This window comes from Paenibacillus baimaensis, from assembly GCF_025567575.1.
In genome coordinates this window covers 137753-158150 of the sequence record NZ_JAOQIO010000089.1, presented here as the reverse complement: position 1 = coordinate 158150, position 20398 = coordinate 137753, and the positions used below count along the sequence as shown (strand labels likewise).

Below are 20398 nucleotides of genomic sequence, written 5' to 3'. Positions count from 1 at the left end.
TCCATCCATCTTGTTCAATTTATTCTTTAATCGCGCCCAACATAACACCCTTGACAAAATAGCGCTGCAGGAATGGGTACATCAATAACACCGGTATCGTGGCGACAATGATCGTGGCGTATTTGATCGTTTCCTGAAGCAATCCCTTATCAATATCACTGATGCCTGAAGTCATCGTGTCCGTACTCGTCGTTATTAAGATCTCCTGGAGCACCAGCTGCAGCGGGTAATAATCCCGGTTACGGATATAAATCATCGCATCCAGATAGGAATTCCAGTGCTGAACGCCGTAAAACAGCAGCATAACAGCCATAATCGGAAGCGATACCGGTATGAATACGCGCATCAAGATCGTAAAATCATTGGCCCCATCGATACGAGCGGACTCCTCAAGCGCTGCTGGAACCTCCTGAAAGGAAGTTCGCATAACGAGTAAATTCCATGTATTAATCGCAGAAGGCAAGATCATCACCCAGCGGGTATCGAACAAATGCAGGTTCTTAATGACGAGATAGGTGGGGATCAGACCCCCGGAGAAGAACATTGTAAAGACGATAAAGAAAGTAATCGGACCTACCAGCATAACCTGCTTGCGGGACAAGGCGTAAGCGGCAAAGGCCGTCAATACAATATTAAGCGCTGTCCCCACAATCACATAAATGAGTGTGTTTCCATAGCCGATCGCGATCAACGGATTGTTGAGAACAAGCCGATAAGATTCCAGGTTGAAACCGGCAGGACGAAATAACAATCCGCGATGCTGCAGCAGATCGGCCGGATTGCTGAGTGAAGCAAACACAATATATAGAAACGGGTAAAGTGTTATAAGCATCAACAGGAGCATCATCACGATATTGAAGAGGTCAAACGTATGCTCTCCCCAATTTTTTCGAACGTTCACAGCGCTCCCCCTACCATAATTTACTCTCGCTTAGTCTGCGGCTAAGTGCATTAGCCGAGATCAGCATAATAAAATTGATGATATTGTTCATCAGGCCAATCGCCGCTGAGAAGCCATAGTCCATTTGCAGCAAGCCCCTGCGATACACAAAGGTTGAAATCACATCAGCCGTATCATAAATCGTCGTATTGTACAGCAGTATAATTTTCTCAAAGTTAATGCCGGACATCATCCCGCCAATCCGCAGAATAAGCATAATAATGACTGTCGGCATGATACCAGGAACTGTAATGTGCATCATTTGCTTCAACCGACCAGCCCCATCCACCCGGGATGCTTCATATAAGGAAGGATTAATGCCAGCTATAGCAGCGAGATAGATTATGGAGCCCCAGCCAACACCTTGCCAAATGCCAGAGGATACATAGATGAATCGGAACCACTCCGGTTTAATCATGAATGAAATCGCCTCTGCCCCAAATATCGCCGTAAGCCTGTTGATCAGCCCGTCACTCGCCAAAAAATCAATCAACATTCCTGACACTACAACAACAGAAATAAAATGCGGCAAGTAGGTAACCGATTGCACAATGTTTTTGAATATGCGGTGGCGAAGCTCGTTCAGGAACAAAGCCAACACAATCGGCGCCGGGAACCCAAACGCAATGTCATAGATGCTCAGCACAAACGTGTTGCGGACGATCCGCCAAAAATAATAGCTTTGGTAAAACGAAACGAAATGCTTGAAGCCTACCCACTCGCTGCCCCATATCCCTTTGGTGGGCACAAAATTTTTGAAGGCAATCTGCAAGCCGTAGATAGGGAGATACATGAATATAAAATAATAGGCAAGTACCGGAATCAGCATCAGGTACACATATTTATTTCTAACCAGATCTCTCCTCAGTCTCAATCCTAAGGGTTTGTCCATCCTAACGCTCACCTGCCCTATACCTTGTTAGAAACCGGCATTGAAGCGCTCCCGCCCTTCCTCTGCTGGCTCCGGAATGTAAGCTTGATTCCTTCTAACGCTTCAAATACCGTTCATATGCAGCTTGCTCGATTTTGACGGCTTCCTGGATGTTCATTTTGTTCAGTCTATCAACGAACTTGTCAAAGTTTTCGATAGGCTCCGCGCCCATAACAAATTTATCAAACATTTCATCCGTGTAGGTTTTCACGTCATTCATAATTAAAGCGATCTGCGAAGCTTCCTCGGAAGTAAGCGACAGTGGAGGCAGTATGCCCTTATTGTCAGGCTGCACCCAGGTTTTGAGCGCTTCGGTTTGCTGCGGCATCGATGCATTTTGCTCCTGGTAGCGTTTATCCTGAACAAGCGGTGCACCGAATGGAACCGCATATTTGGATAAAGCTGCCGAGAATGACAGTCCGTCCTTGTTTTTCATAACATCGTCCGTATATTTGGGAAAGCCGTTCTCCATCGTATAGCTTTTGCCCGGAACACCAAAGTTGAACAGCATATGGCCTTCCTCGCCGTATTTGTAGTCAAGCCATTTGACCGTTTCTATAATGTGTTTGTTGTTTTTCGTGATCACCGCCCCATACCCGTTAAAGATCGGCTCCTGCTGTCCCTGTACAGGCTTGTCGCCTTTTTTCAAGGTCGGATAAGGCGCGCCTGCCAAGTCGAAGGTAGGATGCTTATCCTTCATGGCTGCCATGTATTTGCCGATCCCGCCGCCAACCGCCATATCCGTTGCGCCGACCAGATCCCCTGTGACCTTGGCGTCCTTCTGCTTATCGTTCGTTGCCGCATAGTCAGGATCGATCAGCCCTTCCTTGTACCAATTCCGCATCGTGGTAAGGAATTCTTTATACTGCGGTTTCACAGGACCGTACTGGACCTTCCCGTTATCCAGGTAAAAGTCATAGCGGACCCCCCAGGCATTCAGATACAGATTACCAAAGGCCAGCTTGCTCTTGAGCAGAAGCATCGGTATTTCATCCGCCTTGCCATTTCCATTCGGGTCCTTCTCCTTGAACGCTTTCAATACGGTGTGCCACTCATCGATAGTCTCAGGCATAGGCAGTTGCAGCTTCTGGAGCCAATCCTTACGAATACCGAGTCCAAAATAAGTCTGTAAGGACGGGTCGTTGCGAATGAACGGGAACGTATAAATGTCACCATTATCGGTAGATACCTGCTTGCGCGCTTCCGGATTTTCTGCCAAAAACTTTTTCAGATTCGGAGCGTACTTGTCAATGTAATCATTGAGTTTAATAATGACTCCATTGTTAAGTGCATTTTGCCCGCCGCCGGGATAGGCGCTCCAGCCCCATTCGATCACATCCGGGTAATCACCGGAGCTGAGCATCAGATTAAACTGGTTGGCCTCTTGACCGACCGCTGGATGCATGAAATTCACATGAATTCCTGTTTTCTTCTCCAGCTCTTTATAGGCTTCCATTTCGTTCGCGTCCTTTAAGCCATTCGGAAGCCCAACAAAATAACTGAGCGTTAGCGGACTGGACACAACTTTGCCATCAGCCGGAGCATTGGCGGCTCCCGCAGGTGCACCGGATGGGGCTTGTGAACCCCCGGTTTCCTCCTTACCGCTGCAGCCCGCCGCAGCAGAAGCTAAAGCTACCATCATGGCGGTCGAGACGAGCATCCCTTTTATTTTGGTATGGGTTGTGGATATTTCTATCTTCCTCATTCACAAACTCTCCCTTTATGCTGAATTAGGTCAGCGCCTGTTAGACGTTGGTGCCCTGGATCGATTGTAGGCGTTACCGTTTGGCTTAGGATACAGCTCATTATTAAGCTATATAAACTGGAGACCCACATCGGATAAACCAATGGTAAGATCAACGATCATTTGGCAAGCTCGAACGGAAAGCTCCAGGGGTCACGCCTTCATTTTTTTTGAAAACCCGGATAAATCCAATGTCATTCGCATAACCAACCATTATCGCGATTTGGGCGATCGTATAGTCAGGATTGGCCATAAGCCGCTTGGCTTCACGAATTCGGATCATCACCACATAATCAGCAAGGTTCTGCCCTGTTGATTTTTTGAATAAGCCGGACAAATATTGAGGGGTTAAGCCAAAGTGCTCGGCAATCGAACTCACACTTAGAACGTTCTCACCATATTGCTGTTCAATATACCGCATAATGTTGTCCATCAGCCGTTCGCTATGTCCTGAACGCTTTTGCTTATAGACCTGGCATACGCTGCCGTACAGCTCCTGCATTTCGCTGAACAACCGCTCACGTTCGCTGCTATCATAAGTATGGGTAATGTCCCATAGCTTGGCCGCAATCGCTTGCTCGGTTTCGGGTTGTCCTTGCACGATCTTCAATAACGCTCCCAATAGATTGGTGATGAGTACACGTTCAAAATCCGGTGGGATGTCATGGATCACAAAATTTTCCTTGTAGACGGAATCGATCAACGCAGAGGTTTTGGATGCGTCTCCAGCCTTGACCAGGTTCACCAACTGCTGCTCGACCTCCAGCGGAAAGTAATAATAGAAGCTGCTCTGCACCCTCTCATCATAGGCTGCCGTCCGGTTATCCCTCTTCCTGTTGCTCGGGTCCAGCCCTTTCAGCGCTTCGCGAAACGCAGCACCCATCCCCGCAGCATCAGTTACCCCACTGATTCCAATTGATATTTTCAGGTGAAATCTATTTTCCAGCACTTGTACGAGCGTTTCGCTTATCGCTTGCAGATCCTGAGCCGAATCATTCAAGCGTTCCTCATTCAGATTCAGTAAAACAGCCACCCGCTTGTGCTCCAATTCGACCGGAAAGCCCAAGTGCTCCTGGTTGGCAAGCTCACCTGCAATATTAGAAACAATAAAGCTGACCAATGGCCATTCGCGTTCGTTACCATCAGCTGTAAACCCGCTCATATCCTCGATCTCAATAAGCAGCACGGCATAGGAGGGCCCTACGAACTGCACACCCACGAAAGCAAGCGTTTCCGGCTGCAATTCGGCAGGGTCCACATTACCATAAATAAATCGAGTCAAAAAATTAAAGCGAATAATCGGCGTTTGCTGGGAGATCAGTCCCCGCAGATGGGATTCGGTTAATTGAGCCGATTCAATTGTCTTTCGTATGAGTTCGTATTCACTGCCTCTTGGCCCTGTAACAGCTTCATTGCCTTGCCTGATCGTACGAAGCACCTCTCGCAGCGGAGCATAATTCCGGTAAGCCAAAAACAGCGATGCCGTAATGCCCCCAAGCACACACAACGATAAGAGCAGAAGCGCCCATCTTTTGACAGAGAGGACCTGATCAAGAAACACATCCTGAGGAATGGTGTATACATATTTCCAGCCATTCGTGTTCGATGTCGTATAGGCCGCCACATAGGTTCCTTCATCCCGGTTAACGATTAATTTGCCCTGCTGTCCAGCCAACTGCTCGTAGCGAAGTTGCAATTTGTCCGCATTCGCGCTCGTCGCGCTTATAATCTGATTATGGTTATCGACAATATAGACGGATCCCTGATTGACATCAACCAGCGTTTGGAACAAGCTGCGAAGCTTATTTTCATCAATGAAAATAAGCAGTGCTCCTTTCAAGGAGGATCTGTCGGCAACGGGAAGCGACTGTTTGTAGGTTATGATGCTCTGCATACCGCCACTCCCTACATTAACCGGCAGCGCAGGCATATATTCGCGAAAATGTATACTCTGCATATCCTTACGCCATTGATCACTGCTGATGCCAGTAAAATTGTACATGCCATCAAACAAAATCCCGGGCGATGACTTCACGTTGGGTCCGATAAAGGTGTCCGTTTTGGAAACATAAATATAAAAATCCAGGATATAATTGCTTAAGCTTTGATATCTTTGCAGCTCGTTCGTGAATTGAATGATCTCATAAGCCTCTGCATCCGACTCTTTTCCGTCGTTGTTCAGCAGCCAATGCAGCTTGGGATGCAGCGTAATTTGATGCTCTAGCTTTTCGATTTCCTTCAATCTGCTGTCAACAGCCTCACGCAGCTGCTCAAGCATTGCGGTATTCGTATGATCTACGGTTCGTTCCACTACCGATTTGGCTTTCCAATACAAGACGCCGCCGATCACGATAGCTAACATCAGTATCGCTATATACGACCAAAACATCGGTACCATGACACTTTTGGAGCTGCCGCGAAGCCTGATTCTCCAACTCTTTAAGGTCATTTCCTGCATCTCCTTTTCCATTCGTTGGAGCCTGAATAAGTCTTCATTTTATCACTTCCGTGAGGGAAGCAGAATAATCCATTCACCATGTCAACTGCTTATTTGTAAGGTCAGCTATACCAAACCTTGATATAAACAACAAAGAGGACTGCCTTCTTCGGCAATCCTGGCTGTACCTTGTATGGAATTATCTCTTTCGGTTATGGAGCGGCTGTTCAAGAGTATACAATTCATCTTCGATTTGAGCGGCTTTTTCGTTTATTAAGGTTCTGGCATCAGCAATTCCCTTGTTATACAAATACGGCCCAAGCTCCTTGATCATAAAATCAATTAATTGCTCTGCTCCCAAATCTCCTATCGTTTCCGATCTTTCTTCATTAAAATAGGCTTGAACATTTTTAATGATTTCTTCCTTTTGTTCTTTAGGCAGCTTCATGGGTATGATCATAAGTAATAGCATCTCCTTAAGATTGATTTTAAAATCACAGGATATGGAAAGCCTGAAGCGCGTATTCAATGCCGTCATCGTCTACTGTTCTAGTTACGAAATCCGCCTTTTCTTTCAAACTGTCTCTGGCATTCCCCATGGCAACCCCAATTTTAACCATCTGGAGCATCTCGATGTCATTGCCACCATCCCCAAAAGCCATCGCTTCATCTGGGGTAATCTGGTAATGCTGTAACACTTGTTCAACCGCTCTTGCTTTGTTGTTACCTTTTCGCTCTATATTATACGCATTCGGTATCTCGCTGCCCCAATGATAAAACTGAAGATCGTCTGAAACGTGAGCGTAATCTTCAATCTTTCCACGGTCCAGAAATAAACACATCCCCATATATTCCACTTCATTGTCTGGGAACCTGCTTGGAATCACCTGGCAATCTATATGGTTCAAGATGGGTAAGGCTACCTCGGCAGCGAGTCCATTCGAAAAGGTTTCTTCGATCCCAAAGCAGGATAAATGATCGCCCCTGAGGCTGCTTATTTGGACCAAACGATCCCAATCTCCTGTTGGAATGGGGTCCTTATAGATTTCTGTTCCATCCAATGTGATGTAGGCACCACTGCAATTAATAAAATTGTTAACTCCAAGCTGTTCCCCTACCGACTTCGCAAAAAAATAGGAGCGACCTGTAGCGACAACGACGTGGATCCCTTTTTCATGTAACGTTTGTATGCTTTGTATGGTTGAAGCTGGCACTTTTCCCGTTGTATTATCCACAAGCGTCCCGTCTAAATCAAAGAAAACAATTTTGATACTCATCCAAATCCCCCCACACGGGTTTATTCATATATCAGCCATATCTGCTTAACGGCTAGAAACATTATACATCAGTCGGCCATTTTTTACCTGTACGGGGAATCACTTTATAAGAAAACACAAGGCGAACGTAAAAAATGCCCTTTTATATTTTGTGCAAACCAGTATCATGAAAGCGATTACTAAATAATACATACAATTTGTATGATGAAGGTGGCCAGAAATATCCAAACAATTCCGAGCTTCGCATGAACAAAGGTGATATCAAGCCTCTTGCATTGAAGGGGGTTCTTGCTTCCGGAACCGTGATCGACCTGGACAGCTACGCCAAATCGATTTTGAAGCCAGTCATTTCTTTTATCACATGAAAAAGGTCGAGCAGAGGAATCTATCACCCTCTTGACTCGACCTTTTGGGGTCAGCTACACACCTGAATAAGCCATAAATCCGCCATCCACCGGCACCGTAATACCGGTCACAAAGCCGGATAGATTCGAATCGGCCAACCACAGCAGCGTTCCCAGCAGATCGTCGGGAGTGCCAAATCTTCTCATCGGCGTATGCGTGATGATTTTGTGCGATCTTTCGGTTAACGAGCCGTCTTCGTTGGTCAGCAGCTTCTTATTTTGCTCTGTCAGGAAAAAGCCTGGTGCAATTGCATTTACCCGAATACCGGAATCCGCCATGTGCACAGCAAGCCATTGGGTAAAGTTTTCGATAGCAGCCTTCGCCGCGCTGTAGACCGGAACCTTGGTCATCGGACTGGGTGCGCTCATCGAGGACATGTTGATCACAACCGCACCCGGACGATTGATCATCCCCTTGGAAAATACTTGTGTCGGCAGGATCGTTCCCAGGAAGTTCAAATTGAACACATATTCAATTCCCTCCTGGCTTAAATCAAAAAACGTCTTCAGCTCTTTGTTATCCAAATCCTCAAGCTTCAGCGTTTCATTCGTTGTGATGCCCTTCGGATGATTGCCTCCTGCACCATTAATCAGAATATCGCAAATACCGAGCTGTTCGGTAACCTGCTTCTCTGCAGCCTTTACGCTTTCGATATCGACCACATTACAAGCCACAGCAATCGCCACGCCGCAAGCCTCCCGGATCGCAGCCGCGACGAGCTCGCCTTTCTCCGCTGTCCGATTGAGGATAGCCACCTTGACGCCTTGACGTCCAAGCTCTCTGGCCATTGCCGAGCACAACACGCCGCTGCCTCCGGTAATAACCGCTACTTTTCCTTGTAAATTCTCATTAATGCTGATCATACCCTCGTCCCCCGTTTCGTTCTCTCCAATGAATCCCATATCCCCCATAGATACATAATGCCAAGCGCACGGTCATATAAGCCATACCCCGCCCTGCATTTCTCATCCCAAATATGACGGCCGTGATCCGGTCGTGCGTAGCCTGTGAAGCCTTTCTCATGGTATGCCTTCACAATATCGCAAATATCTACGCTTCCGTCAGAGGCTCTATGCGAGGTTTCGATGAAATCCCCATTCTCGTAAAGCCGCACATTGCGAATATGGGCAAAAGGAATCCGATCAGCGAATTCCCTGACCATCTCGGCTACATTATGGTTCGGATTCACACCGAGTGAACCGCTGCACAGCGTCACACCGTTATACGGATTATCGACCAGCTTCAGCAGCTTACGGATGCTGTCCGGACCCGTCATAATTCTCGGCAAGCCGAAAATCGACCAAGGCGGATCATCCGGGTGAATCGCCATTTTGATATCATTGGCTTCCGCTACCGGAATAATCTGCTCCAGAAAATATTGAAGATTGTTCCACAGGTCATCTTCAGTTACGTTCTTGTACGACTCGAATACCGAGGATAAGTGAAGCAGTCTGGCAGGCTCCCAGCCCGGCATCGTAAAGTCTGGATTCTCATTAATTTTTCGCACCAAATCCATGGGGTCCATCGCGTCAACCATCGCTTTTTCATAAAACAGCGCGGTTGAGCCATCCTCCAGTTCCTTGAACAAATCGGTGCGAATCCAGTCGAACACAGGCATGAAGTTATAGCAGATCACCTTCGCGCCTACCTTGGCCAGCTTCTCAATCGTCCGTTTGTAATTTTCGATGTAGCGATCGCGCGTCGGCAGGCCCAGCTTGATATCCTCATGGACATTGACGCTTTCAACGACCTCCAGATGGAAGCCGTAAGGATCAGCCAGTTTTTTGTAGGCAAGGATGTCCTCCATGGGCCATTCTTCGCCTGCGGGCAGATGATGAAGCGCCCAGACAATGCCTTCAACTCCGGGAATTTGTTTGATTTGCGGCAGGGTTACGGTATCGTTGCCTTCTCCATACCATCTAAATACCATTCTCATCCTGATTCCTCCAACAACAACTAATTATACTGATATGACTAGTATACTAGATTATTTATATTTTTGAATACGTTTTCCAAAAAATAAATAGCCTGCGTGAGACTATTTAAAATATCCTGGATATTTGTGTTTTAATTCCTCTTTTTCAATAACGACCAGCTCCAGATGATCCCGTAACACCTGTTCAGCTGCATCGGGATTTTTTTCCTTGATGGCGCGGACAATCCCATGATGCTGGGAAAGAATAATTTTCCAGTCATGATTCGTAGCCAATCGCAAAAAACGGATTCGGTTATAATGTGTCGTCACCTGCTGAATAAGACCCCAGGTGCGCGTACGACCGCAGCCTACAATAATGGATCGATGAAACTCCTCGTCCAACTCGAACAATCGTTCATAATTCTCTTCGGATTCGCACAGCTCCTGCAGCGCAATCAGGTTCTGAAGGTGCAGCACCTGCTCGCTGCTCAGCTTCACGCACGCCTCGCGTACAATCGCGGACTCCATTGTTTCTCTTAGGAATCGGGCTTCCTCAGCATGCTGCATATCGATCAGCGAAATCACTGAGCCTTTTTGCGGAGTGGTTTCAATCAGCTCATCCTGCGACAATTTAACAAGCGCCTCGCGAATGGGCGTCCTGCTGACCTGAAGCATTTCCACCAGCTCTTTTTCCGAGATTAAACGTCCGGGCTCCAGCTTTAATTCCATAATATTTTTTTTCAGGTTTTCGTATACATGATCCCGAATGAGTCCCTTTTTATCTTTTAAAGTTGTTAGTTGCGTAGACATTAAAAAACCTCCCAGGCTCATTCGAGCTCATGCTGTATGATATACGAGGACAAAAAACGCCATCTGACAGATGCTGTACACATTGCGGTTTTCTGCTCACTATTTATCACTATTATATACGAAGACCTGTCAGCGACATAGAAAAATTGTCAGCGTCCTCCGATTTGTCGTTTTTGTTTAACCTTTGACTGAACCCATTAAGGCTCCCTTGGCAAAATGCTTCTGCAGGAATGGATACACGATCATAATAGGAATCGTGGATACGACGATAACCGCCATTTTGACGGATTCGCCATAGAAGGCCACCGATTCGCCGCCATCACCCAAGCCGCCGGACGCCAGCACGACGATTTGTCTGAGCAGTACCTGAACCGGCCATTTATCCGGAGTGTTGATGAACATGATCGCGTTGAAATATTGATTCCATATGCCAACGGCATAAAATAAACCAAAAGCAGCGAGCGACGGGAGCGAAAGAGGTAAAACAATTCTTATTAACACGACAATCTCATGGGCGCCGTCCATCTTGGCGGATTCGATCAGCTCGGTCGGCACGCTGGAAAAGAAGTCGCGCAAAATGATCAGATAAAAAGCACTGACCAAACCGGGAATCATAAGCGCCCACAGCGAATCAATCATGTTCAGCTCTTTGACCACGAAATAAGTAGGGATAAGCCCGCCTTGAAAGAGCATCGTGAATAACACGAGCAGCATGATTTTGCTTCGGCCGGGAAGCTGCTTATAAGATAAGGAATAAGCCATCAATGCGGTCGTAAGCAAGCTTAAAGCCGTTCCCAGCAAAGTAATGTAAATCGAAACGCCCAAGCTTCTGACAAACGTTTTCGTTGAGAAGATGTAGCGGTACGCGTCCAGATTATAATCACTCGGCCAACCTGAGGTATCTGCAGAGAAAGAAGTGATAATGACGTATACGAATGGTAAAAAAGTAAGCAAGCCGATCAAACCAAGCAGGACGTAGTTGCATATTTCGAATATTTTTTCACCAAAAGTCTGATTGTGATGCATGGTGCTCTCCACCTTTGCTTAATATATTCCCTCTTCGCCAAACCATTTGGCAATCTTGTTTGCCATGAGCACCAGGACGAGTCCCACCACCGACTTGAACAGCCCGACCGCCGCGCTATAACTAAACTGGCCTTGCTGTAAACCGACGCGGTACACATAAGTATCAAACACTTCGCCGACATCACGGTTAACGGAATTGACCATCAGGAAGATCTGCTCAAATCCCAGATCAAGAAAGCTTCCGAGTCTCAGGATGAAGAGAATCACAATAACGCTCCGAATCGCAGGCAGCGTCACATGCCAAAGCTGCTGAAACCGATTAGCGCCATCCATACGGGCCGCCTCATACAATTGCAGGTTCACTCCCGCCAGGGCTGCCAGGAATATGATGGTGCCCCAGCCTGCGTCTTTCCAAATCATCTGCATAACAATCAAAGGCCGGAACCAATACTCGCTGGTTAAAAATTCAGCAGGCTTGTACCCAAATGCTATTAATATTTGGTTGATGATACCGCCCTCTGTAGTCAGAAGCACGTAAGAGATACCGGCAATAACGACCCACGACAGGAAATGTGGAATGTAAACAAGGGTTTGCACGAATCGCTTGAACATCTCTCTGCGAACCTCATTCAGCAGCAAAGCCAGGACAATTGTTATCGGGAAAAAGATTAATAGGCTGTACAGCCCGATAACGATGGTGTTCCGGAAAAGCATCCAAAATTCCGGCATCCCGAAAAATCGTCTGAAATGCGCCAACCCTACCCATTCGCTTTGCATCAATCCGGCGAAAGGCTGGTAATTTTTGAATGCCATGATCACGCCCCATAGGGGGACATATTTGAATAAAAAGAAATAAATAATTCCCGGAACCATAAACAAATATAACCAGCGGTATTTCCACATTTCTCTCATGGCCAGTTGTACCTGCATTGTGTTCTTCACCTCATCCTGTTTGAATTCTGCAGCTGTCCTTTAGTTACTCTTTAGCCCATGGTTGACGAACCGATACTACGGTTTCACCGGACACGATCGCCTGCTCAATCAGCATCCCGATATAGTGGTCCTGGGATGCCTCCGGCAAACCATAGAACCCGGGACCGCCTGCGGCGTAAGCAGCCATTTTGCTCAGGCAGGCAGCAATGGCGATCTCATCGTCATACAGCCTTGCCGGCATAAATGGATTTTCGTATACCCAACGTTCTCCCGCCATAATTCCTTTCAGGAAATAACCCTCCGCGTTCTCATATTCGCCTTTGTTGACGCGCTTTAATTCCGATTGAATCTGTGTGCAGGATGAGTCCTGTATGCTGATCCGGTTATCGAATATTTCCCCACGCTCTCCCCTTATACTCATATGATTGGAGCGTGTCCATGAACGATGCTGATCCTTGGTGAAGTCATAAATACCGAGCTTGCCGCCAAAATCGAGCCAAGCCAAATCCCTCTCCGATTTGACTAATTTATCTTCTGTCGGAGGACCACTGCGGTTAGGCCCGGCAACCCAATTGGATTCGAATCGCATGGCCTTTATCTTAACTTCCTCATACTGGACCCCAAGCATTTTTCGAATTAGGCTGACAGCATGATAAAATTGAGAAATCGATACGGTCACCTGATTAACGCTGCCTAATTGTCCTGATTGAATAATAGCTGTCCGTGCTTCTTGTACAGGGTGAAACTGGTACTGCTCGGCTACTTGAATCCGCGCTCCTTGGCGGACAAGCTTGTCATACACCTGTAATAAGCCTTCAAGATTAGGAGCTGGAGGTGTTTCCGCAAGAACAGGAATACCCCGTTCCGCCAACTGCACCATATAATCAAAAGCAGCCGACGAACTAACGGATAATACGACAAAATCTGGCTGTTCATTTGCCAACAGCTGCTCCAGACTCCGATAGGTCGCTACATGCCATTGTTCCTCCATGGCCCGACCCTTGGATTCGTCACGGACCACCATGCCACTAATGCGAAACTGCTCCGGCAGCGCTTGCGCTATTCTCAGAAAATATTGTGCGCGAAACCCACTGCCGCCGATGATACTAAAAGTTGCTGGTTTTGCCATCTATTCCACCGCCTTTTCTATATAAGAAAATGAATCGAAGTCAGCATGTTTTCGGGTGCCGCTTAAATCCTGAACGCACATTCCGATAAAGGTGCCTGTAAAACGAATATAATCAGGATAATCATCTGACAAATGACAAATATCGACAACCGGACCGATGGCCGCCCATTCACCACCTTCGGCTGCGTAATAAAACTGCAGCGCTTCACGGTCGATAATGGCTTTTAGCTTACAGCGGGTGATGTCCTGCAGTGGGATGTCCGTATCCAACAGCTCATCATACACGCCACCCACCGATTGAATAATCCCGATGCATTTGCCATGTACCTCATGGTGTGTGATACGCAAATACATGTAATCCTCCGTATCGTAGTAAACAATCAACCCCGCCAGCTGCTGAAAATTGTCAGGCTCAAATTCCACAACGGTTTCAGCTTCGCAATGAAACGCTTGCTGCCTGCGGGCTACAAGACTTTGCCTGTGAAGCGAGCTCATCGATTCCATACCCTTCAGACGCAGAAACCCAGGTCGTTCTGTCAAAGAAAGCCAATCCGGCCCCGGCGCAATCCGCAGCGTATTCCATACGACGCCGAGACTCGCATCATCAAAGTGATCCACTACCGGTTCCACTTCAAAAACAAACGGTTCGATCCTCGGCGCCTTAACGCTGGATTTGGGCCAATTGCCCTCTTCGACCCTAAGCCAGTGATCCTCTGTCCAATAGCAGCGCTGTAAAGCCGTCTCTCTACCCAAATTGCAGTATTTGTCCTTAACCGGTCTGGCACATAGATGGGCTAAATACCATTCTCCGGTATGTGTTTCCACCAATGAGCCATGTCCCGCTTTTTGCAGCGCCAGCTCGGGTTTACCGGCAGATGTGAGGATGGGATTGGTAGGGTCCACCTCGTAGGGGCCTTCAATGGACTTGGCTCTCGCCATCGTCACCGCATGGTTATATTGCGTACCGCCTTCAGCAGTCATTAAATAATAAAACCCGTTTCTTTTGTACAAATGCGGCCCTTCGGTGAGCTTTAGCTCCGTCCCTTTAAAAATATTAATGACCGGACCGATCAGCCTGCGTTCCTCTACCGAATATTCCTGCAGCGCTGTGCCCGCGAATTTATTATTTCCTTTGCGATGGTCCCACAGCATATTGACCAGCCACTTCCGCCCATCATCATCGTGAAACAGCGAAGGATCGAATCCACTGCTGTTCAGAAAAATAGGCTCCGACCATGGACCCATCATATCTGGTGCCGTAACCATATAATTATGAGTATCCTTAAATGCCCCTTTTCGGCTCTTCACATCGGTATATATTAAATAAAATAGACCGTCATCATAAGTTAAGCAGGGAGCCCATACGCCTCCGGAGTTCAGTTCACCCTCCATGTTCAGCTGCGAAATGCGATTCAAGGGCCGGGTTAAGAGGCGCCAATGCACCAAATCCTTGGAATGATGAATCTGAACCCCGGGAAACCATTCAAATGTCGATGTTGCAATATAATAATCTTCTCCAACCCGAAGAATTGATGGATCCGGGTTAAATCCGGTCAGAATCGGATTCGTAATTGTCTGCATTGCAGGTAAACCTCCTCTATTCATATTTCCCGCCTAACGTAATATCGTTTTTGGCAAATCCGGTTACCGAATTTGTTTTTTCGTAGAAATGGGTAGCGTTGGCCATAATGCCTTCTCTTGTATAGAACAGGCTGTCCGGCTGTAACGGCAATTCGACCTGCTGCCCTGTGCTGGCTGCCATATAAATCGCGGTAATCAGCTCCAGCGTCTTCTTTCCTTCATAGCCATCGACCAATACGGTCAACGTATCGTTTTCTATAGCTGACAGCACATTATCAATTTGTCCTTGATGTCCACTGTAAGGTACCGAAGGGAGCTCGTTGTACAGCTGTTCAATTTCATTTTCCAATTCAACATTTTTGATGGGGAATCCATTTTCTTTGGGAACGGAAGCGTACACTTTCCATGGAGCCGAGATTCTCGCTTTTTCCCCTTGAAAAATGAGCTGCTGCTCTTCACCATGATGAACAACCGAGCTTGTGATTTGCGCCAACGCACCGCTCGGATAAGATAAGACGGCGATCGATAAATCCTCCACTTCCGCATTGTCATGTGAAGTGTTGCTCATGATCGCTTGAACCTTGGTTGGCATCCCCATCATCCATTGAAGCATGTCAATGTGATGCACCGCATGATTGAGCGTGCAGCCTCCGCCTTCCTTCTCCCACGTGCCTCTCCACCAGAGATCGTAATAAACATGTCCACGCCACCAGTACGATTCCACCTGAGCATGTACCACCTTACCCATTTTTCCTGAATCCAGCACCTGCTTTAATTTCATGATCGGATCGCGGAAGCGGTTTTGACCGACTACGGACAGAATCTTCTTCGCTTTCTCTGCGGCTGCAATCATCCGGTCACATTCAGCTAACGAGGAGGACATCGGCTTCTCCACCAACACATGCTTGCCGGCATTCAAGAATTGAACGGATAAATCGGCATGTGTATAAGGCGGCGTACAAATGGAAACGAGATCAATATCATCCCGTGAAGCAATGTCGGCGGAATCACTGAAGATGTCACAACTCAGTTTGTGTTGTTCCTTAAGTATTGCTGCTTTTTCCGGGTAAATATCGCATAAAGCGACGATTTGGCACCGCTCCGGAAAAGAAAGGTATGCTGCCAAATGAGCTGCCGAAATACCGCCTGTACCTACTATCGCGACTCTAATCATGATAATAACCTCCTGTTTTTAACTGATCATCCTCATAGAACACTATTCAAAAAGATGTGCCGCTACTACTGAGAAAGGGAGTGCCTCCGCTCATTACGCTCCTCCAGCAACCACAATATGGCAGTTACGCCTCGAGGATAATATTTGCTGCCGATAATAACCCCGGCAAGAATTTGATCGCTCCAACTCCAGTACGAATGCTCCGGATGCTTCAGCCAGGCAACGTGAGCCGCATCGGCCTTCTCATCCTGCGGGAAGCCCAGCAGCTTACGGGCAATAAACTGGCATAAATAAATTTTACTCAGCCATGAATTGCTGCTGGTTGAAGACAGCTTCCAGCCTCCATCAGGAAACAGGCAGATGTCGGGGACCAGAACGGCAGCCAAGTGCTGCTTCAAAGCCTGAATGTAAGGACCGAACCTGCCATTCGCATCCAAAGCTTCCTCGCAGCCTGCAAAATAAGGGAAAATCAGACCCTCTATGGCCGGAATAATTTTCGAATCATTATTCTCATTAATAACTGCGGGAATATATCCCTGATCCGTCATCTTGGAGGCAAGTGTTGCTGCGCATCGCTCCGCTTGTTTGCCCGCTTCGATGGATAGCTGTTCCTCGCCTGTGCTGCGGAATAGCTTCTCAAGTGCAACATAAGCGGCCCAGCATTTGCCTGCCATATAAATGTTGTTGCGCGCTTGACCCAGAGAAATGTCCAGGCTGTCATAGGTCGATATTTCCGCTCCACCCATCGTTCGGCTGCTGTCGAGTCCCATAATCCCATTGCGCTGCTCGGGAATCGGATGATCCCGGTTCAGCATGCTATTGAAGCATAGCTTAAGCGTGGCCAGATGACGGTTCAGAAAATCGTTGTCCCCCGTCTGCTCCATATACACGACGGCACAGCAAATCCAGTTGACCAGCTGCTCATGCGTCATGTAGGAGAAGCAATCTTTAATACCGGATATTTCGTAGGATGAATACTGTGGACGGGAGAACACATTGGCTACACCCATATCATGGGTAAAGCTGATACCTCCGGGGTATTCGACAGAATCATCGGGAAAGCTTACTTGATCTTCATAGCTGTACCTCCGCACAAACATGTCCAGCTCGTTACGGACGGTCCACGGGTTCATCTTCAGCTCATAGAACAGCTGGTCTGCTGTCAAATCGAAGGTGTTCATCATCCGATACTCGCCTTCGTTGACCACCCAGAAGGGCTCCCCTTCATAGTCCAGCAGCTGTGTGTTGCCGTAATAGCTGCGGATAGCATGAGCAAGCATAAACTTTTGGTCATCGGATAAACGGGCTGTATTGACCATTTCATTCGATTGCTCGCATGAAGCGGCCAGTGCGTCATAATGCTCAAGTGCGTAGGCCGAAACGGCTTCGATATTTTTGAAAAAGCGTGTGTACAGGTAGGACGTATCCATCCCGGCCGTAACAATGCCTCCGCGATAAAAGCAGATCGCATACCGCACGGTTTTCTTCTCACCGGCCGCAACGTCCGTAATCAGGGCGCCGCATCCGCCAAGGCCGAACGCACGGTTTTCATTCAGGGAATTGCTCAAAATTTTCTCCATCGTAAAGCCCTGAGCGGAAGAAGTATCCGGGTCCAGGGAAACAATAGCTGTGTTAAGCCCCTGCCCGACACCTTTAAATCGACCTTCGCTCGTATCGTCCAACCTTCTCATCGCACTATAAGGATCATTGCCCTGATAGCCGAAGAAAGCCCGCCTTGTGCGGATGCCTTTCGTATTATCTATAGTCAGCTCGGCAAAAACAGCCGGAACGATTGCTTCCTTCAATAGATTAGCCTCTGCAGTCTCTGGATCAGGAACGCTGCATACCGGTGAATAAATTCGAAACGTAAGCTCTCCCGCTTTCCATGTATCCGTGCCTAGTTTAAAATCGCGAACGATGCTTTGAGCAGGGTAAGAAACTAGACGCTGCTTGTTCGCAGGGACGGTCTCTTCCGCTTTTTCCACATCGTATCTTGCACTTTCATCCACAGCATCCACAGCCTCCGCAAAGAAGGGCAGAGCCTCATACAAGCTGCCGTCATCGGACTGCAATCCAATGAATACACTTTGATCGGCTGGCTTGCCGAGCTCAAGTCCCAACCCGCCCTTAGCACCGCGGAATCCCAGTGTAAAGCTGGCAAATGCACCGATAGGCGAATGATGTGCGTTAAAAAATATTCGATCCGTCATGATGTCCTCCCAAGTTAAAATAAAAGCGTATTCCTATCTTATTTAACAAATCGCAGGATGTCGGCTGAAACAGAAAAACCTCCTGTTGTGGAAGTTTTTCTGTTTCTACCTTAATGGCAGTTCTCTATTATTTCTTTTGTGTCTTAGCGTAAGCTTCTGCGTATTCCTTGGCTGTTTGATCTCCGCCTGCGCCTTTAAATTTATCTATTGCGGCCTTCCAGCCATTTTCATCAATCTTGCCCATGATGTATTTCACCTTGGCATCCAGCAAAATTTGCTGCAGCTCCTGGCCTTTGGTTGCCCACGTCGGCGAGATCAGCACAATCGTTGGATCAAGCACCGCATATTTATCGTTATCTTCCTCGAGCTGGATCTGCAGCTTGGTCATAGGGTCGAGTACGCCCTCAGTTCTGATTTTGGTAACAGGAACCGTTTCAAAAGGGAATTTATAAGGGAAACCTACTTCGTTGTCGAAGGCATCCTGATTCGTTCTGACCGCTTTTCCATCCTTCAGATCATAGTGCTTGCCTTGAATACCCCATTCCAGTAAATCAGCCATCGGTTTATCGGACAACTTGTCAATAAAACCAAGCAACTGCTTTAAATCGGCTTCTGTTTTGACACTCGATTTGGGGAACATCAGAATACCGTTGGAGCCGCGTTCGCCATTAATCAACTTGCCTTTAGGGCCTTCCACAATACTGAAAGCATCCATAACGGCATTCGGATTATGGCTTTTAACACGAGTTTCAAAAGTCAGTATTTTGTTGGTAGCCTCATTAATAACACCGCTTTTGGCATTTTCCAGATTGGCTTCAAATTTAGGCACATCGATCGAAGCAAAATCCTGATTGATCAATTTCTCGTCATACAATTTTTTCGTAAATTTGATGGCTTCGAAATACTCCGGGGTTTCCTCGGATTTGGTAAATTTACCGTCCTTCAGACCCCACGCATTGGGTGCACCGAACGTTACACCGAAATCAGGTCTTAAGGAATCATTCTTAATCATCATCGTCATACCGTAAGTATCGTTAACCCCATTTTTGTCGGGGTCATTGTTTGTAAACGCTTTAAACATGTTGTATAAATCATCAACGGTTTTGGGCTGCTGAAGACCTACATTCGTTAACCAGTCTTTCCGGTACGTATAAGCATATCTGGCGAACGGGCGATACCGTGGAATCCCATACAACTTGCCGTCAATCTTCACATTGTCATACACAGCCGGCGGCATTAATGACAGATTCTTGTAATCTTTAATATAAGGACCGATATCCCAGAAAGCCCCATTCTGCGCTGCACTGATCAGGTACGATTGATTGGGCGCTCCACAGCTGGCGAGAATTTGCGGCATGTCACCCGAGGCAATCATAACGGGAAGCTTGCTGCAGAAATCGTTGCTCGATATCAAGTTAATCGAAAGCTTCGAATTCGTATATTTCTCTATCGCCTTCTGTGCTTCATTCCCAGGCTGCGGGATATCCTTTCCGTCAAAATTCAACGATATTTTGATGGGCAGCGGTTCTGGACCTTGTGCTGAATTACTTGGGGGAGCGGCATTATTGGTATTGCTCGAACAGCCGACTAACAACGACATTGTCACGATTGAAGTAATGGCAACTACACTTCTTTTTTTAGTATTCAGTGCTTTCATGGCTGACCTCCATTTGTAATAATAAAGTAACAGCTAAATTGAAATCGTTTTCATTCTATGCATTCTTAATGCCCCGGACCGCTGTCATACCCTCCCTTGTTTAGTAGTAATACTAACATACCACTAACCTTAATGAATGACGATACACTAATCGTGGCTACAATTTACCCTTTTCGCGCATTTTCCTCTGATCAAATTCGGTGATATACTAGTATAACCTGTTGCATGA

Annotated in this window: 16 protein-coding genes; all 16 read right to left on the bottom strand. The window is 47.1% G+C overall.

Annotated elements, in window-relative coordinates; genetic code table 11:
* Positions 1-19: 19 nt before the first annotated feature.
* On the bottom strand, positions 20-901 hold the full coding sequence (locus OB236_RS23250) for a carbohydrate ABC transporter permease (RefSeq protein ID WP_262686114.1): 882 nt from the start codon (positions 899-901) through the stop codon (positions 20-22).
* Positions 902-911: 10 nt separating this feature from the next.
* Entirely contained in the window at positions 912-1832 is a 921-nt protein-coding gene (locus OB236_RS23245) for an ABC transporter permease (protein ID WP_076235066.1), read from the bottom strand.
* 94 nt (positions 1833-1926) lie between these two features.
* Complete coding sequence (locus OB236_RS23240) at positions 1927-3576, bottom strand: extracellular solute-binding protein (protein WP_262686113.1); 1650 nt, start codon at positions 3574-3576, stop codon at positions 1927-1929.
* A gap of 151 nt (positions 3577-3727) precedes the next feature.
* Positions 3728-6064: an AraC family transcriptional regulator gene (locus OB236_RS23235; RefSeq protein WP_262686112.1), complete on the bottom strand. Its 2337-nt coding sequence runs from the start codon at positions 6062-6064 to the stop codon at positions 3728-3730.
* Positions 6065-6251: 187 nt separating this feature from the next.
* Positions 6252-6512: a DUF2164 domain-containing protein gene (locus OB236_RS23230; RefSeq protein WP_262686111.1), complete on the bottom strand. Its 261-nt coding sequence runs from the start codon at positions 6510-6512 to the stop codon at positions 6252-6254.
* A 34-nt stretch (positions 6513-6546) separates the two neighbouring features.
* The gene (locus OB236_RS23225) at positions 6547-7329 is read right to left on the bottom strand and encodes a Cof-type HAD-IIB family hydrolase (protein ID WP_262686110.1); all 783 of its coding nucleotides are present in this window, start codon (positions 7327-7329) and stop codon (positions 6547-6549) included.
* 419 nt (positions 7330-7748) lie between these two features.
* The gene (locus OB236_RS23220) at positions 7749-8597 is read right to left on the bottom strand and encodes an SDR family oxidoreductase (protein WP_262686109.1); all 849 of its coding nucleotides are present in this window, start codon (positions 8595-8597) and stop codon (positions 7749-7751) included.
* Positions 8594-9670: a mannonate dehydratase gene (gene uxuA / locus OB236_RS23215; RefSeq protein ID WP_262686108.1), complete on the bottom strand. Its 1077-nt coding sequence runs from the start codon at positions 9668-9670 to the stop codon at positions 8594-8596. Before uxuA ends, OB236_RS23220 begins: the two co-directional genes overlap by 4 nt.
* 102 nt (positions 9671-9772) lie before the next feature.
* Positions 9773-10459 carry a GntR family transcriptional regulator gene (locus OB236_RS23210; RefSeq protein WP_076235051.1) on the bottom strand — a complete coding sequence of 229 codons (687 nt, stop codon included), beginning with the start codon at positions 10457-10459 and terminating at the stop codon, positions 9773-9775.
* A 177-nt stretch (positions 10460-10636) separates the two neighbouring features.
* On the bottom strand, positions 10637-11485 hold the full coding sequence (locus OB236_RS23205; RefSeq protein WP_262686107.1) for a carbohydrate ABC transporter permease: 849 nt from the start codon (positions 11483-11485) through the stop codon (positions 10637-10639).
* 18 nt (positions 11486-11503) lie between these two features.
* Positions 11504-12415 carry an ABC transporter permease gene (locus OB236_RS23200; protein WP_262686106.1) on the bottom strand — a complete coding sequence of 304 codons (912 nt, stop codon included), beginning with the start codon at positions 12413-12415 and terminating at the stop codon, positions 11504-11506.
* Positions 12416-12461: 46 nt separating this feature from the next.
* Positions 12462-13547 carry a Gfo/Idh/MocA family protein gene (locus OB236_RS23195; RefSeq protein ID WP_262686105.1) on the bottom strand — a complete coding sequence of 362 codons (1086 nt, stop codon included), beginning with the start codon at positions 13545-13547 and terminating at the stop codon, positions 12462-12464.
* Complete coding sequence (locus tag OB236_RS23190) at positions 13548-15128, bottom strand: glycoside hydrolase family 43 protein (RefSeq protein WP_262686104.1); 1581 nt, start codon at positions 15126-15128, stop codon at positions 13548-13550.
* Between the two features lie 16 nt (positions 15129-15144).
* Positions 15145-16302, bottom strand: a complete 1158-nt coding sequence (locus OB236_RS23185) for a Gfo/Idh/MocA family protein (protein ID WP_262686103.1) — start codon at positions 16300-16302, stop codon at positions 15145-15147.
* A gap of 65 nt (positions 16303-16367) precedes the next feature.
* A complete protein-coding gene (locus OB236_RS23180) occupies positions 16368-18512 on the bottom strand; it encodes a glycoside hydrolase family 52 protein (protein ID WP_262686102.1) in 2145 nt (714 codons plus the stop codon).
* A 127-nt stretch (positions 18513-18639) separates the two neighbouring features.
* Complete coding sequence (locus OB236_RS23175; RefSeq protein ID WP_262686101.1) at positions 18640-20169, bottom strand: type 2 periplasmic-binding domain-containing protein; 1530 nt, start codon at positions 20167-20169, stop codon at positions 18640-18642.
* Positions 20170-20398 lie beyond the last annotated feature (229 nt).

Bases quoted from the DNA above. Each gene is read 5' to 3' on its own strand.
- OB236_RS23225 (WP_262686110.1), bottom strand. From the start codon at position 7,329: ATGAGTATCAAAATTGTTTTCTTTGATTTAGACGGGACGCTTGTGGAT.
- uxuA (WP_262686108.1), bottom strand. From the start codon at position 9,670: ATGAGAATGGTATTTAGATGGTATGGAGAAGGCAACGATACCGTAACC.
- OB236_RS23190 (WP_262686104.1), bottom strand. From the start codon at position 15,128: ATGCAGACAATTACGAATCCGATTCTGACCGGATTTAACCCGGATCCA.
- OB236_RS23245 (WP_076235066.1), bottom strand. From the start codon at position 1,832: ATGGACAAACCCTTAGGATTGAGACTGAGGAGAGATCTGGTTAGAAAT.
- OB236_RS23230 (WP_262686111.1), bottom strand. From the start codon at position 6,512: ATGATCATACCCATGAAGCTGCCTAAAGAACAAAAGGAAGAAATCATT.
- OB236_RS23195 (WP_262686105.1), bottom strand. From the start codon at position 13,547: ATGGCAAAACCAGCAACTTTTAGTATCATCGGCGGCAGTGGGTTTCGC.
- OB236_RS23200 (WP_262686106.1), bottom strand. From the start codon at position 12,415: ATGCAGGTACAACTGGCCATGAGAGAAATGTGGAAATACCGCTGGTTA.
- OB236_RS23240 (WP_262686113.1), bottom strand. From the start codon at position 3,576: ATGAGGAAGATAGAAATATCCACAACCCATACCAAAATAAAAGGGATG.
- OB236_RS23235 (WP_262686112.1), bottom strand. From the start codon at position 6,064: ATGACCTTAAAGAGTTGGAGAATCAGGCTTCGCGGCAGCTCCAAAAGT.
- OB236_RS23210 (WP_076235051.1), bottom strand. From the start codon at position 10,459: ATGTCTACGCAACTAACAACTTTAAAAGATAAAAAGGGACTCATTCGG.
- OB236_RS23205 (WP_262686107.1), bottom strand. From the start codon at position 11,485: ATGCATCACAATCAGACTTTTGGTGAAAAAATATTCGAAATATGCAAC.
- OB236_RS23175 (WP_262686101.1), bottom strand. From the start codon at position 20,169: ATGAAAGCACTGAATACTAAAAAAAGAAGTGTAGTTGCCATTACTTCA.
- OB236_RS23220 (WP_262686109.1), bottom strand. From the start codon at position 8,597: ATGATCAGCATTAATGAGAATTTACAAGGAAAAGTAGCGGTTATTACC.
- OB236_RS23185 (WP_262686103.1), bottom strand. From the start codon at position 16,302: ATGATTAGAGTCGCGATAGTAGGTACAGGCGGTATTTCGGCAGCTCAT.
- OB236_RS23180 (WP_262686102.1), bottom strand. From the start codon at position 18,512: ATGACGGATCGAATATTTTTTAACGCACATCATTCGCCTATCGGTGCA.